General features: G+C 69.5%; 11 protein-coding genes. All 11 read left to right on the forward strand.

Annotated features, from left to right (window positions below):
- Positions 1-12: 12 nt before the first annotated feature.
- The gene (gene murD / locus PWS46_RS09135; protein WP_434614040.1) at positions 13-1,434 is read left to right on the forward strand and encodes a UDP-N-acetylmuramoyl-L-alanine--D-glutamate ligase; all 1,422 of its coding nucleotides are present in this window, start codon (positions 13-15) and stop codon (positions 1,432-1,434) included.
- Positions 1,431-2,552 carry an FtsW/RodA/SpoVE family cell cycle protein gene (locus tag PWS46_RS09140; protein ID WP_295826559.1) on the forward strand — a complete coding sequence of 374 codons (1,122 nt, stop codon included), beginning with the start codon at positions 1,431-1,433 and terminating at the stop codon, positions 2,550-2,552. Before murD ends, PWS46_RS09140 begins: the two co-directional genes overlap by 4 nt.
- Positions 2,549-3,802: an undecaprenyldiphospho-muramoylpentapeptide beta-N-acetylglucosaminyltransferase gene (gene murG, locus PWS46_RS09145; RefSeq protein WP_434614044.1), complete on the forward strand. Its 1,254-nt coding sequence runs from the start codon at positions 2,549-2,551 to the stop codon at positions 3,800-3,802. The genes PWS46_RS09140 and murG overlap by 4 nt, the downstream gene beginning before the upstream one ends.
- The gene (locus PWS46_RS09150; RefSeq protein ID WP_085089892.1) at positions 3,799-4,047 is read left to right on the forward strand and encodes a hypothetical protein; all 249 of its coding nucleotides are present in this window, start codon (positions 3,799-3,801) and stop codon (positions 4,045-4,047) included. The genes murG and PWS46_RS09150 overlap by 4 nt, the downstream gene beginning before the upstream one ends.
- 7 nt (positions 4,048-4,054) lie before the next feature.
- Positions 4,055-5,473: a UDP-N-acetylmuramate--L-alanine ligase gene (gene murC, locus PWS46_RS09155; RefSeq protein ID WP_434614047.1), complete on the forward strand. Its 1,419-nt coding sequence runs from the start codon at positions 4,055-4,057 to the stop codon at positions 5,471-5,473.
- Positions 5,470-6,432 (forward strand): UDP-N-acetylmuramate dehydrogenase, encoded by a 963-nt coding sequence (murB, locus tag PWS46_RS09160; RefSeq protein ID WP_434614050.1) that lies wholly within the window; start codon positions 5,470-5,472, stop codon positions 6,430-6,432. The genes murC and murB overlap by 4 nt, the downstream gene beginning before the upstream one ends.
- A complete protein-coding gene (locus PWS46_RS09165) occupies positions 6,429-7,376 on the forward strand; it encodes a D-alanine--D-alanine ligase (RefSeq protein WP_434614053.1) in 948 nt (315 codons plus the stop codon). The genes murB and PWS46_RS09165 overlap by 4 nt, the downstream gene beginning before the upstream one ends.
- Entirely contained in the window at positions 7,361-8,320 is a 960-nt protein-coding gene (locus tag PWS46_RS09170) for a cell division protein FtsQ/DivIB (protein ID WP_434614056.1), read from the forward strand. Before PWS46_RS09165 ends, PWS46_RS09170 begins: the two co-directional genes overlap by 16 nt.
- Positions 8,321-8,405: 85 nt before the next feature.
- Complete coding sequence (gene ftsA / locus PWS46_RS09175; RefSeq protein WP_434614059.1) at positions 8,406-9,680, forward strand: cell division protein FtsA; 1,275 nt, start codon at positions 8,406-8,408, stop codon at positions 9,678-9,680.
- A gap of 122 nt (positions 9,681-9,802) precedes the next feature.
- Entirely contained in the window at positions 9,803-11,734 is a 1,932-nt protein-coding gene (gene ftsZ / locus PWS46_RS09180; protein ID WP_434614062.1) for a cell division protein FtsZ, read from the forward strand.
- A gap of 406 nt (positions 11,735-12,140) precedes the next feature.
- Positions 12,141-13,076 carry a UDP-3-O-acyl-N-acetylglucosamine deacetylase gene (gene lpxC, locus PWS46_RS09185; RefSeq protein WP_434614065.1) on the forward strand — a complete coding sequence of 312 codons (936 nt, stop codon included), beginning with the start codon at positions 12,141-12,143 and terminating at the stop codon, positions 13,074-13,076.
- The last annotated feature ends 156 nt before the right edge of the window (positions 13,077-13,232 follow it).

The raw sequence follows: 13,232 nt of genomic DNA on the forward strand, positions 1-13,232 counted from the left end.
GGGGGACCGGCGATGATCGACCTGTTCTATATGCAGGAGCTGCCCGTCGCGGTGATGGGTCTGGGCAAGTCCGGCCTCGCCACCGCCCGCGCGCTGCGCGACAGCGGCGCCGAGGTGCGGGTGTGGGACGACAATCCCGCCTCCCGCGCCGCGGCGGAAGCGGAGGGCTTCGCCGTCGTCGATCTCGCCACCGCCGACCTGTCGGACCTGACCACCATCGTCTGGTCGCCCGGTATCCCCCACACCTTCCCCAAGCCGCACCCGGTGGCCGAGCGCGCCCGCGCGCTGGGGATCGAGCTGATCTGCGACATCGAACTGCTGGGCCGGGCGGAGCGCGACTGCGCCTTCATCGGCATCACCGGCACCAACGGCAAATCGACCACCACCACCCTGATCGGCCACATCCTGGCCGCCGCCGGGCGCAAGGCCGCGGTGGGCGGCAACCTCGGCACGCCGGTGCTGACCTTCGACCCCATCGGAGCGGGCAACACCTGCGTCCTGGAAATGTCGAGCTATCAGCTGGAGCTGACCCACTCCATCACCTTCGACATCGCGGTCCTGCTGAACATCACGCCCGACCATCTCGCCCGCCATGGCGGGATGGAGGGCTATGTCGCCGCCAAGAAGCTGATCTTCCACCGCCAGACCTGGCCGCGCACCGCGGTGATCGGGGTGGACGACGAGCATTGCCGGACGATCCATGCCGACCTCGTCGCCGCCGGCGATCAGCGCATCTGGCCAATCTCCGCCCGGGGACCGGTGGCGGGCGGCATCTATGCCGCCGAAGGCTGGCTGGTCGACGACACCGACGGCGAGGCGGCGCGGGTGGTTGCGCTCTCGGCGCTGCCGACCCTGCTGGGCGCCCACAACTGGCAGAATGCCGCAGCCGCCTTCGCCACCTGCAAGGCCGCCGGCCTGCCGGTGCCGGCCATCGTGGCGGCGATGGCGACTTTCCCCGGCCTCGCCCACCGGCAGCAGCTGGTCGGCAGTCTGGAGGGCGTGCGCTTCGTCAACGACAGCAAGGCGACCAACGCCGACGCCACGGAAAAGGCGCTGGCGACCTTCGACCCGATCTACTGGATTCTCGGCGGACAGGCCAAGGACACCGGGCTGAACGGACTGGAGGGCTATATGGGCCGCGTGCGCCACGCCTTCCTGATCGGCGAGGCGCAGGAACAATTCGCCGCATGGCTCGATGCGCAGGGCATTGCCTATACACGCTGCGGAACGCTGGATGTCGCAACCGCGAAGGCGGCCGGCATGGCGCTGGCGGAGCGGCTGGAGGGCGCCTGCGTGCTGTTGTCCCCGGCCTGCGCGTCGTGGGACCAGTTCGCCAATTTCGAGAAGCGCGGCGACGCCTTCGCGGCCTATGTCGCGGGCATCATCGAGGCGCATGAGAACACCGGGACCGGTACCAGCGGAGGCGTTGCATGATCACCTTCGACCGCACCGACCAATCGATCTTCGGCCGCTGGTGGTGGACCGTCGACCGCTGGCAGCTGGGCGCCGTCGCCCTGCTGATGTTCCTCGGCACCGTGCTGATCACCGCGGCCAGCCCGCCGGTGGCGGAGCGCATCGGCATCCAGGACACCTTCTATTTCGTCGAACGCCACGTGATGATGCTGATCCCCGCGATCATCATCATGATCGGCGTCTCGCTGCTCAGCCCGCGCGGCGTGCGGCGGGTGGCGCTGGGGGTGTTCCTGATCTCGGTGGTGCTGGTCTACGCCACGCTCGTGGTGGGTGTGGAGATCAAGGGCGCCCGCCGCTGGATCCACGTCCCCGGCCTGTCGATCCAGCCGTCGGAGTTCGTGAAACCGGCCTTCGCCGTTGTCGCGGCGTGGCTGTTCTCGCTGTCGCGCACCAATCCGGGCTTCCCCGGCGCGCTGGTGTCGATGGTGCTGTACGGCATCACCATGGTCGGCCTGATCCTGCAGCCCGACCTGGGCATGACCTTCGTCGTCTCCGCCGTCTGGTTCACCCAGTTCTTCCTGGCCGGGCTGAACCTCGTGCTGGTGATGGGGCTCGGCGGGCTGGGCATCGTCGGGCTGATCGGCGCCTATTACACGCTGCCGCACGTCACCAGCCGCATCGACCGCTTCCTCGACCCGCATGCCGGCGACAACTACCAGGTCAACCGCTCGCTGGAGGCCTTCGCCAACGGCGGCCTGATGGGCACCGGCCCCGGTCAGGGCACGGTGAAGTTCTACCTGCCCGACAGCCATGCCGACTTCATCTTCGCCGTCGCCGGGGAAGAGCTGGGGCTGATCTTCTGCTTAGGGCTGGTGGTGCTGTTCGCCTTTGTCGTTCTGCGTGGGTTCGCCCGCATCTTCAACGACAACAACTATTTCGTTCTGCTCGCCGCCGCCGGTCTTCTGATCCAGTTCGGGCTTCAGGCGGCGATCAACATGGGTTCGTCCTTGCATCTTATGCCGACCAAGGGCATGACCCTGCCGTTCATCTCCTACGGCGGCTCCTCGCTGCTCGCACTCGGGTTCGGCATGGGTATGGTTCTGGCTTTGACACGCAAACGCTTCGGCCCCCTGGAATGAGGAGGCCGACGGACTTGAGCGCGACGACCTACGACGCGAACGCCAACAAAGTGATCGTGCTGGCCGCGGGCGGCACCGGCGGACACATGTTCCCGGCCGAAGCCCTGGCGCGCGAGCTGCTGTCCCGCGGCCGCGCGGTGACGCTGGTCACCGACAAGCGCGGCCACGCCTTCGGCGAGAATCTGCCGGAGGTGCCGGTCCACCGCATCCGCGCCGCCTCGCCCGGCGCCGGCATCGCCGGCAAGCTGAAGGCCGCCCTGCAGATGGGTCTCGGCCTTCTGGAGGCGCGGGCGCTGATGCGCCGGCTCGATCCCGCCGCGGTCGTCGGTTTCGGCGGCTACCCGTCCGTGCCCACCGTCTATGCCGCCATCCAGTCGAAGTTGCCGGCCCTGCTGCACGAACAGAACGCCGTGCTGGGCCGCGCCAACCGGATGCTGGTCGCCGGGGCCAGCCGCATTGCCGTAGCCTTCTCCGACATCGAGAAGCTGGGCGATGCGCAGCGCGCCAAGATCGTCCGCACCGGCAATCCCGTCCGACCGGCGGTCGCCGCCCGCCGCCTTTCCCCCTACGAGGCACCCGGCGCCGCCGGCCCGATCCGTCTTCTGGTGATGGGCGGCAGCCAGGGCGCCCGCGTCTTCTCCGAGGTGATCCCGGCGGCGCTCGCCCTGTTGCCGGAGGAGATGCGCGCCCGCATCCATCTGGCGCAGCAATGCCGCCCGGAAGACCTGGAGGCCGCCCGCGACGCGCTGGAGCCGCTGGGCCTCGCCCGGCTGGAGTTGCAGACCTTCTTCCGCGACGTGCCGGAGCGGCTGGCCTCCTGCCACCTCGCCGTCACCCGCGCCGGCGCCTCCACCATCGCCGAGCTGACCTGCGTCGGCCGTCCGGCGATCCTGGTGCCCTACCCGCACGCCACCGACGACCACCAGACCGCCAACGCCCGCCATCTGGCCGAGGCCGGCGCCGCCTGGCTGGTTCCGCAGCCCTCCTTCACCGCCCAGGCCCTGGCCGAGCGGTTGTCCTCCCTGCTCGCCGACCCGCAGGCGCTCGCCGCGGCGGCGCGGGCCGCCCACGGCTGGGGCACCGCCGATGCCGCCACCGCACTGGCCGACGCCGTGCTGGCGATGCTCGACGGCGGCCCGGCCGCCCGCACCAATTCATACAACGCCGACCCAAGCCTGACCAACCACGACCAATCCCACAACGCCCGGCGGTCCGCCGCCGGCGCCAGCGCCAAGGGGGCCGCGGAATGATCAAAGCCAGGACTCTGACCCGACCGACGCCGCGTCCGCTGCAGGACTGGCCGGCGGACATGACGCGGACCGAGGGCGGCTGGTACAACCGTCCGGGCTGCCCGCTGGTGCCGCGCTTCCTCGCCGAAGGCGGCTTCCTGCGGGATCGCCTGTCGATGATCCACGGATCGCAGCCCCTCCCCGACGACCTGTCCGATGAGGCGGTCGACGCCACCCTTCGCCTGATGCTTCGCCGCGGAAAGTAAGCCTGACATGCGCGCCCTCCCCCTCTCGATCGGCACCATCCACTTCGTCGGCATCGGCGGCATCGGCATGAGCGGCATCGCCGAGGTGCTGCGGAACCTGGGCTATACCGTCCAGGGCTCCGACCTCGCCGAGAACGCCAACGTCAAGCGCCTGCGCGAGCTGGGCATCAAGGTGTTCGTCGGCCATCGCGGCGAGAACATCGCCGGCGCCGCCGTGGTCGTCGTCTCCTCCGCCGTCAAGCGCGACAATCCGGAGGTGGTGGCCGCCCGCGCCGCCCTGGTGCCGGTGGTCCGCCGCGCCGAGATGCTGGGCGAGCTGATGCGCCTGAAATGGGCCATCGCCATCGGCGGCACCCATGGCAAGACCACGACGACCTCGATGGTCGGCCATATGCTGGAGCATGCCAACCTCGACCCCACAGTCATCAACGGCGGCATCATCAACGCCTACGGCTCCAACACCCGGCTCGGCACCGGCGACTGGATGGTGGTGGAGGCGGACGAGAGCGACGGCACCTTCGTGAAGCTGCCGGCCTGCATCGCCGTCGTCACCAACATGGATCCGGAGCATCTGGACTTCTACGGCACCTTCGACAACGCGCGGGCCGCCTTCGACAGCTTCGTCCAGAACATCCCCTTCTACGGCTTCGCCGCGCTCTGCATCGACCATCCCGAGGTGCAGGCGATGATCCCCCGCGTGTCGGACCGACGCATCGTCACCTACGGCTTCTCGCCGCAGGCCGACATCCGCGCGGTCAATGTGGAGCTGGGTCCGGACGGCGCCAAGTACGACGTGCTGATCTACGACCGCCACACCGGCGAGAGCCGCGCCATCGCCGGCGTGCGCCTGCCGATGTACGGGCCGCACAACGTCCAGAACTCGCTGGCCTGCTTCGCGGTCGGCAACGAGATGGGCCTGCCCGACGTGGTGATGCGCGACAGCATGGCCAAGTTCCAGGGCGTGAAGCGCCGCTTCACCAAGACCGGCGAAACCAACGGCATCACCGTCATCGACGATTACGGCCACCACCCGGTGGAGATCGCCGCGGTGCTGAAGGCCGCGCGCACCGCCGGCACCGGCCGCACCATCGCCGTGGTCCAGCCGCACCGCTATTCCCGCCTCGCCGCCCTGTTCGAGGAGTTCTGCACCTGCTTCAACGACGCCGACGCCGTGATCGTCGCCGACGTCTACGCCGCCGGTGAGGCGCCGATCGAGGGCGTCAGCCGCGACAGCCTGGTGGAGGGCCTGCGCATGCACGGCCACCGCCATGTCGTCGCCCTGCAGAACCAGCAGGAACTGGCGCAGGTCGTGCGCGAGATGGCGCGGCCCGGCGACTTCGTCGTCTGCCTGGGCGCCGGCAACATCACCCAGTGGGCGAACGCCCTGCCGGGTGAGCTGTCGTCCCTCTACGGCGCCACGCGATGACGGCAGCGCCCCGCATGAGCCCGCCTGACGGCCATTTGCCAAACGGCCATCTGATGACACGGATGCCCGCCGTGCGCGGCCGGCTGACCGCCGACGCGCCGCTGGCGCCGGTGACGTGGTTCCGCGTCGGCGGCCCGGCCGAGGTGATGTTCCGCCCGGCCGACGCCGACGACCTTGCCGGCTTCCTGGCCGCCCTGCCGGCCGAGGTGCCGGTGACGGTGATCGGCGTCGCCTCCAACCTGCTGGTGCGGGATGGCGGCGTGCCGGGCGTCACCATCAGGCTCGGCCGCGCTTTCACCGACATCACCGCCGACGGAACGACGCTGACCGCGGGCGCGGCGGCGCTCGACCTGAATGTCGCCATGGTCGCCCGCGACGCCGGGATCGCCGGGCTGGAGTTCCTCTCCGGCATTCCCGGCACCATCGGCGGCGCGCTCCGCATGAACGGCGGCGCCTATGGCCGCGAACTGGCCGACGTGCTGGTCTCGGCCAGCGCCGTGGCGCGCGACGGCCGGCGGCTGGAGTTCAGCCATGCCGGCATGGGCTTCACCTACCGCCACAGCGCGGCGCCGGAGGACTGCATCTTCACCGGCGCGGTCCTGCGCGGCGAACCCGGCAACCCGCTGGAGATCGCACGCCGCATGGCCGAGATCTCCGACAAGCGCGCCGACAGCCAGCCTGTCCGCTCGCGCACCGGCGGGTCGACCTTCAAGAATCCTGAAGGGCATAAGGCCTGGGAGCTGATCGACAGGGCCGGCTGCCGCGGCCTGTCGATCGGCGACGCCCAGGTATCGGAAAAGCACTGCAACTTCCTGATCAACAACGGCACGGCCACCGCCGCCCAGCTTGAAGCGCTGGGCGAGGAGGTCCGCCGCCGCGTGTTCGAGACCAGCGGCGTCACGCTGGAGTGGGAAATCAAGCGCATCGGCGTTCCCGCCGCCGAAGGAGCCGCCCAATGACCGAAGCCCTGCTCCACGCCCACAAGAAGCATGTCGCCGTCCTGATGGGCGGCTGGTCGGCCGAGCGCGAGGTGTCGCTGGTCAGCGGGGCCGGCGTCGCCAAGGCGCTGGAGGAGGAAGGCTACCGCGTCACCGCCGTCGACGTTCAGCGCGACCTGGGCGGGCTGATGCACGCTCTGACCCACCCGCGCCCCGACGTGGTGTTCAACGCCCTGCACGGCCGCGGCGGCGAGGACGGGACGATCCAGGGCGTGCTGGAATTCCTCGGCCTGCCCTACACCCATTCGGGCGTCCAGGCCGCCGCCATCGCCATGGACAAGGCGATGACCAAGCGGGTGCTGGACACCGTCGGCATCCGCTCCCCCAAAGGCATGGTTCTGTCCCGCGGTGAGATCACCGGCGGCGACCACCCCATGCCTGCGCCCTATATCGTCAAGCCTGTGGACGAGGGCTCGACCGTTGGCGTAACCCTGGTCCGCGAGGGGCAGAACAGCCCGGTCGGCGATGCGTGGATCTTCGGTGAGCGCGCGCTGGTCGAGGAGTTCATCCCCGGTCGCGAACTGACCGTGGGCGTCATGGGTGACCGCGCTTTGGCGGTGACCGAGATCGTCTTTCAGGCTCAGGTCTACGACTACACCGCGAAATACAGCGCCGGCCACGCCGTCCACACCATCCCCGCCGCGGTTCCCGAGGCCGTGGCGGAGGAGGCGAAGCGGCTGGCGGTACTTGCGCACCACACCCTGGGCTGCCGGGGCGTGTCGCGCAGCGACTTCCGCTGGGATGACAGCCGGCCGGGAACGGACGGTCTGTACTTCCTGGAGATCAACAACCAGCCGGGCATGACGCCCTTGTCGCTGGTGCCCGAACAGGCCGCGCATGTGGGGATCACCTACGGCGCGCTGGTCGGCTGGCTCGTGGAGAACGCCGCATGTCAGCTCGCCTGATGGCCGACCCGGATTTTCGCGCCGCCGCCGGTGCGCGCGCCCGGGACGAGATGCCGACCCCGCCGCGCGCCATGGCCGCGTCGGCGCAGAAAGGCAAGCGGCGCCGTGCCTGGCCGCGCTGGACCCGCTCCGCCGTCAAGGCGGCACTGCTGCTGGTGCCGGTGCTGGGGCTGACCGCCGCCGCCGGCTCCGCCTGGAAGCGCGGCACCCTGGCCGACACGGTTGAGGCGGCGCAGGACAGCGTCATCCGGCTGACCGGCGACATGGGCTTCCGCCTGTCGGAGATTCTGGTCGTCGGCCGCAGCGAGACGGAGCGCGACGCCGTGCTCGACGCATTGGGCGTGCGCCGGGGCGAGCCGATCCTGTCGATCGATCTGGCCGACGCCAAGCAGCGGCTGGAGGAACTGCCGTGGGTGTCGTCGGCCTCCATCGAGCGACGGCTGCCCGGCTTCCTCTATATCCAGCTGTCCGAACGCCAGCCGATGGCGATCTGGCAGCACGACCGCCAGTTCACCGTCATCGACCGCGCCGGCCGTCCGCTGGCCGACGCGGCGGAACTGGCGCGCCGCGGCAACCAGCGGATCGAGACGCTGCCCCAGGTGATTGGCGCCAATGCTCCGCAGCAGGTCCACACGCTGCTGTCGGCGCTGGAAGGCGCGCCCACGGTCGCGCCGCTGCTGTCCTCGGCCAGCTGGATCAGCGACCGCCGCTGGAACCTGCAGCTCAGCAACGGCGTGACGGTGAAGCTGCCGGAAGGCACCGCCGATATGCGCCGCGCCCTGCGCCAGCTGGAGCAGATGCAGACCGCCAGCCGGGTGCTGGACCGCGACATCGTCGCCATCGACATGCGCCTGCAGGATCGCGCCGCGATCCAGACCTCCTCCACCGCCCAGCTTCCGGGCTGGGACGACGACACGAAGAAGAAAAACGGCAAGAAATCATAAGACCGGCCTGCGATAAGATCTTGTGGGGAAGCACTTATCGCCGGCAGACAAGAGTAGAGGTTAAGTCTTGGGGGGCATGTTCGGGATGGGATTCAACGGTGCCAAGAAGCCGAAGCGGCCGGCCCGTGGCGGGATCGTCACGGCGCTGGACGTCGGCTCGACGAAGGTGTGCTGCGTCATCGCGCGGATGGAGGAGCCCGGCTCCCTCCGCGTGATCGGCGTCGGCCACCAGATCGCCACGGGCATCCGCGCCGGGACCATCATCGACATGGAGGCGGCGGAGACCTCGATCGGCGCCGCCGTGCATGCCGCCGAGCAGATGGCCGGCGAGACGGTGCACGACGTCGTCATCAACCTGTCGATGGGCAATCCCCGCTCCCACGCCTTCACCGCCACCGTCCCCGTTTCCGGCCAGGAGGTGACGGAGGGCGACATCCGCCGCGCCATGGCCCATGCCCGCACCCTGCAGGCCGGCCCCGATCAGGCGCTGATCCACACCATCCCGCTGAGCTTCACCCTGGACGGCATCCGCGGCATCCGCGATCCCAAGGGGATGAGCGGCCATACGCTGGGCACCCAGCTGCATGTGGTCACGGCGGCCAAGGGCGCCATTCTCACACTGGGCGCCTGCGTCGGGCGCTGCCATCTGCACGTCGATTCCGTCGTGGTCAGCCCCTTCGCCTCCGGCCTCGCCTGTCTGGTGGAGGACGAGATGGAGATGGGCGCGGCCTGCGTCGACATCGGCGGCGGCGGCACCACCATCTCCATCTTCGCCGAGGGCAATCTGGTGTGGACCGGCTTCGTGCCCTTGGGCGGACGCCACGTCACCAACGACATCGCCCACGGCCTGGCCACGCCGCTGTCCCATGCCGAACGGCTGAAGGTGCTCTATGGCAGCGCCCGGGTGAACCCGGCCGACGAGCGCGAGATGATCGAGGTGCCGCAGATCGGCGAGGACGAGCGCAGCGGCAGCGGCACCGCCAGCCACCCGCGTTCCTTCCTGGTCAGCATCATCCAGGCGCGGATGGAAGAGATCTTCGAAGAGGTGCGCAGCGCCATCGAGCAGTCCGGCCATTCCCATCTGGTCGGCCGGCGCGTCGTGCTGACCGGCGGCGCCAGCCAGCTGCCCAACACGCGCGAGATGGCCGCCCCCATCCTGGACAAGCAGGTCCGCATCGCCCGTCCCACCCGGATCGCCGGCCTCAACGAGGCGCATGGCGGACCGGCCTTCTCGACGGTGGCGGGCCTTCTCCTACATGCCGTCCGCAACCCGACGGAGCTGATGGTGACCGGCCAAGAGGCGGTCGCGTCAACCGGGCTCCTCGGCCGCGTCGGCCTGTGGCTGCGGGAGAATCTGTAGATGACTCTCCCCGCCGCCATTCACCGATTCCCGATCGGACAGACACCGGACACAACCGGGCGCCGGTCGCGGCATATCAAACATCAAACCCAACGAAAACAGGTTGTGGAGGCCTGAACAGAATGATCAACGTGACCATCCCCCAGATCGAGCCCGAACTGAAGCCGCGCATCACCGTGTTCGGCGTCGGCGGCGCCGGCGGCAACGCCGTCAACAACATGATCAAGTCGAACCTGGAAGGCGTGGACTTCGTCGTCGGCAACACCGACGCGCAGGCGCTGAAGGGTTCCTTGTGCGAAAAGCGCATCCAGCTCGGCACCGGCACCACCCGCGGCCTGGGCGCCGGCTCCAAGCCGGATGTCGGCCGCGCCTCGGCCGAGGAGCAGATCGACGAGATCGTCCAGTATCTCGAAGGCTCCAACATGGTGTTCATCACCGCCGGCATGGGCGGCGGCACCGGCACCGGTGCGGCCCCGGTCATCGCGCGCGCGGCCCGCGAGCGCGGCATCCTGACCGTCGGCGTCGTCACCAAGCCCTTCCATTTCGAGGGCGGCCACCGCATGCGGCTGGCGGAAGGCGGCATCGCCGAACTGCAGCAGTATGTCGACACCCTGATCATCATCCCGAACCAGAACCTGTTCCGCATCGCCAACGAGAAGACGACCTTCGCGGACGCCTTCAAGATGGCCGACGACGTTCTGCATTCGGGCGTGCGCGGCGTCACCGACCTGATGGTGATGCCCGGCCTGATCAACCTGGATTTCGCCGACATCCGGTCCGTCATGACCGAGATGGGCAAGGCGATGATGGGCACCGGCGAGGCCGGCGGCGAGCGCCGCGCCATCGAGGCCGCCGAGGCCGCCATCTCCAACCCGCTGCTGGACGACGTGTCGATGAAGGGTGCCCGCGGCGTCCTCATCAACATCACCGGCGGCTACGACATGACCCTGTTCGAGGTCGACGAGGCAGCCAACCGCGTCCGTGACGAGGTCGATCCCGACGCCAACATCATCTTCGGCTCGACCTTCGACAGCTCGCTGGACGGCGTGATGCGCGTGTCCGTCGTCGCCACCGGCATCGACGCCGCGGCGATGAGCAACCCGCGCACCCTGCACCCGGTCAACCTGTCGCTGGTCCCCGGCGACCGCGCCAAGAAGCCGGCCGCTCCCGGCAACCTGACCGGCGCGCCGGCCCCGGCCGCCGCCCAGGCCTCGGCGATCCCCAGCGCCGCCGCCGGCCTGCGCACGCCGCAGCCGGTCACCGCCGGTGCCGCCGCCATCCAGCACGACCCGGCCCAGCAGCAGCCCCACCCGCAGGCCCAGCAGCATGCGGAGGCGCCGAAGCCGTCGGCCGGTCCGCTGCATGGCGAGAACCAGGGCGGCCACTTCTTCGCGCCGAAGCCGGCCGATGCCCCGCGCCAGCCGGTGACCGTCGGCGCCGCGCCGCTGTCTGCCCCGCAGCAGCAGCCGGCTCCCCAGCAGCACGCCCCCCAGGCGCCGCAGATGCAGGGTCACCAGCCGCCGCAGCATCAGCCGCAGCAGCCTGCGATGGCCGCGCCGCAGCACCACCATGCCGCGCCGCAGGGTCATCAGCAGCACCCCGGCGGCCTGTCGGTCGGTCCGGCCCCGGCCCCTGCGCCGGAACCGGCGCCGGCCCGCAAGGGCAACTTCCTGTTCGGTCTGGTGACCGGCCTCGGCCGCAAGTCCGAGCCGGCGCACCCGCCCGCGCCCCAGCCCGTGCATCAGCCGGCCCCGCAGGCGTACCAGCCGCAGCAGGCTCCGCAGGCCTATCAGCCCGCACCCCAGAGCTATCCGCAGCAGCAGCCGACCTATCCGCAGCAGCCGCAGGCTCCGCACCAGGGCTACCCGGCGGGCCAGTATCCCGCGGCCCCGCAGCAGCAGCCGACCTACCCGCCGCAGCAGAGCGCTCCGCAGCAGGCTCCGGGCTATCCGGCCGCTCCGCAGCCGCAGGCTCCGGCCCCGCGGGTGGATGCCAAGCCGGGCGAGCAGGAGGAGCTGGACATTCCGGCCTTCCTGCGCCGTCAGGCCAACTGAGCGGACGGCCCTGCCCGGACGTGAACAGACCTTGGCCGCCGGATCCTTTCCGGCGGCCGGCCGATCCCGGCGAAAGCCGGAGATAACCGCCGTCGCCGCAGCCTCCTAATCGCGGCGCCGGCGGCTCCACAACCTGACCGAACCTTTCGGACCCCGGCGGCGCTCTCGTGCGTCTCCGGGGATTTTTTGTTGCCTCTTTCTTGCTGGGCCAAGCTGATTGCTTGTATTGCGCACCACTATTGCCCTGCAACAAACGGTAACAATGAGTGATTTGCCGATTTCCAACCTCGAGTGTTACCTATCAGCATGGTCGAAAGCGAACGCTGCCGACGTGATGATCTTCCAAGATCTTGCGGCGCGGCATTGCTGGGAACCTCTCCTTCACGACCAAGATGGAAAAGACATCGTGGCCAACAATCGCAGCAACGCGGACGGAATGTTCCAGCAGACCCTGAAGAAGGCGGTGACCATCGCCGGCGTCGGGCTGCATTCGGGCGTCATCGTCACGCTGACGATTTCGCCGGCCGATGCGAATTCCGGGATCACCTTTCTGCGCACCGACCTTCGTGGTGCCGCCGCCGTCATTCCGGCGCGCTGGGACACGGTGGTCGATACCCGCCTGTGCACGGTGATCGGCAACGACCACGGCACCACCGTCGGCACGATCGAGCATCTGATGTCCGCGCTGGCCGGCTGCGGCATCGACAACGCCATCGTGTCGCTGGACGGCATCGAGGTGCCGATCATGGACGGCAGCGCCGCCCCCTTCGTTGCCGCCATCGAGCAGGCCGGCATCGCCGTGCAGAAGTCGCCCCGCCGCATCATCCGCATCCTGAAGCCGGTCGTCATCGGCGACGGCGTCAAGAGCGCCTCCTTCACGCCGGACGACGCCACCAGCTACAGCTTCGAGATCGACTTCGACAGCGCCGCCATCTCCCGTCAGGCCCGCGCGCTGGAGATCGACCCGGACAGCTTCAAGGACGAGATCAGCCGCGCCCGCACCTTCGGTTTCCTGCACGAGGTCGAGGGCCTGCGCAAGATGGGCCTCGCCCGCGGCGGCTCGCTCGACAACGCGGTGGTCATCTCCGGCGACACGGTGATGAACGCCGAGGGCCTGCGCTTCAAGGACGAGTTCGTCCGGCACAAGATCCTGGACGCCGTCGGCGACCTGTATCTGGCCGGCGCGCCGATCGTCGGCCATTTCCACGGTGTGCGCTCCGGCCACGCGCTGAACAACCAGTTGCTGCGTGCGCTGTTCGCCGACCGCAGCGCCTGGCGCTACGAGACGGCGGTGTCGCTGCCGGTCGCGCGCCGTGGCCTGGAGCAGCTGGCGGTCGCCTGATCGCCACTGGGTTTCGATCGGGCTTGTTTTCGATTGGGTTTGCCCCTGCCCTCCCCTACCGGGGAGGGCTTTTTCTTTGTGCGCACTCCCCTCCCCCGCCGTCGCGATGGATCACGCAAAAGAAAAGCGCCCTCCCCTCTCGGGGCGGGCGCTGAG

The organism is Azospirillum sp. B2RO_4, assembly GCF_051124815.1.
In the GTDB taxonomy this organism is placed as follows: domain Bacteria; phylum Pseudomonadota; class Alphaproteobacteria; order Azospirillales; family Azospirillaceae; genus Azospirillum.

Excerpts from the sequence above, each read along its gene's own strand:
- murD (WP_434614040.1), top strand. The coding sequence starts at position 13 with ATGATCGACCTGTTCTATATGCAGGAGCTGCCCGTCGCGGTGATGGGT.
- PWS46_RS09140 (WP_295826559.1), top strand. The coding sequence starts at position 1,431 with ATGATCACCTTCGACCGCACCGACCAATCGATCTTCGGCCGCTGGTGG.
- murG (WP_434614044.1), top strand. The coding sequence starts at position 2,549 with ATGAGGAGGCCGACGGACTTGAGCGCGACGACCTACGACGCGAACGCC.
- PWS46_RS09150 (WP_085089892.1), top strand. The coding sequence starts at position 3,799 with ATGATCAAAGCCAGGACTCTGACCCGACCGACGCCGCGTCCGCTGCAG.
- murC (WP_434614047.1), top strand. The coding sequence starts at position 4,055 with ATGCGCGCCCTCCCCCTCTCGATCGGCACCATCCACTTCGTCGGCATC.
- murB (WP_434614050.1), top strand. The coding sequence starts at position 5,470 with ATGACGGCAGCGCCCCGCATGAGCCCGCCTGACGGCCATTTGCCAAAC.
- PWS46_RS09165 (WP_434614053.1), top strand. The coding sequence starts at position 6,429 with ATGACCGAAGCCCTGCTCCACGCCCACAAGAAGCATGTCGCCGTCCTG.
- PWS46_RS09170 (WP_434614056.1), top strand. The coding sequence starts at position 7,361 with ATGTCAGCTCGCCTGATGGCCGACCCGGATTTTCGCGCCGCCGCCGGT.
- ftsA (WP_434614059.1), top strand. The coding sequence starts at position 8,406 with ATGGGATTCAACGGTGCCAAGAAGCCGAAGCGGCCGGCCCGTGGCGGG.
- ftsZ (WP_434614062.1), top strand. The coding sequence starts at position 9,803 with ATGATCAACGTGACCATCCCCCAGATCGAGCCCGAACTGAAGCCGCGC.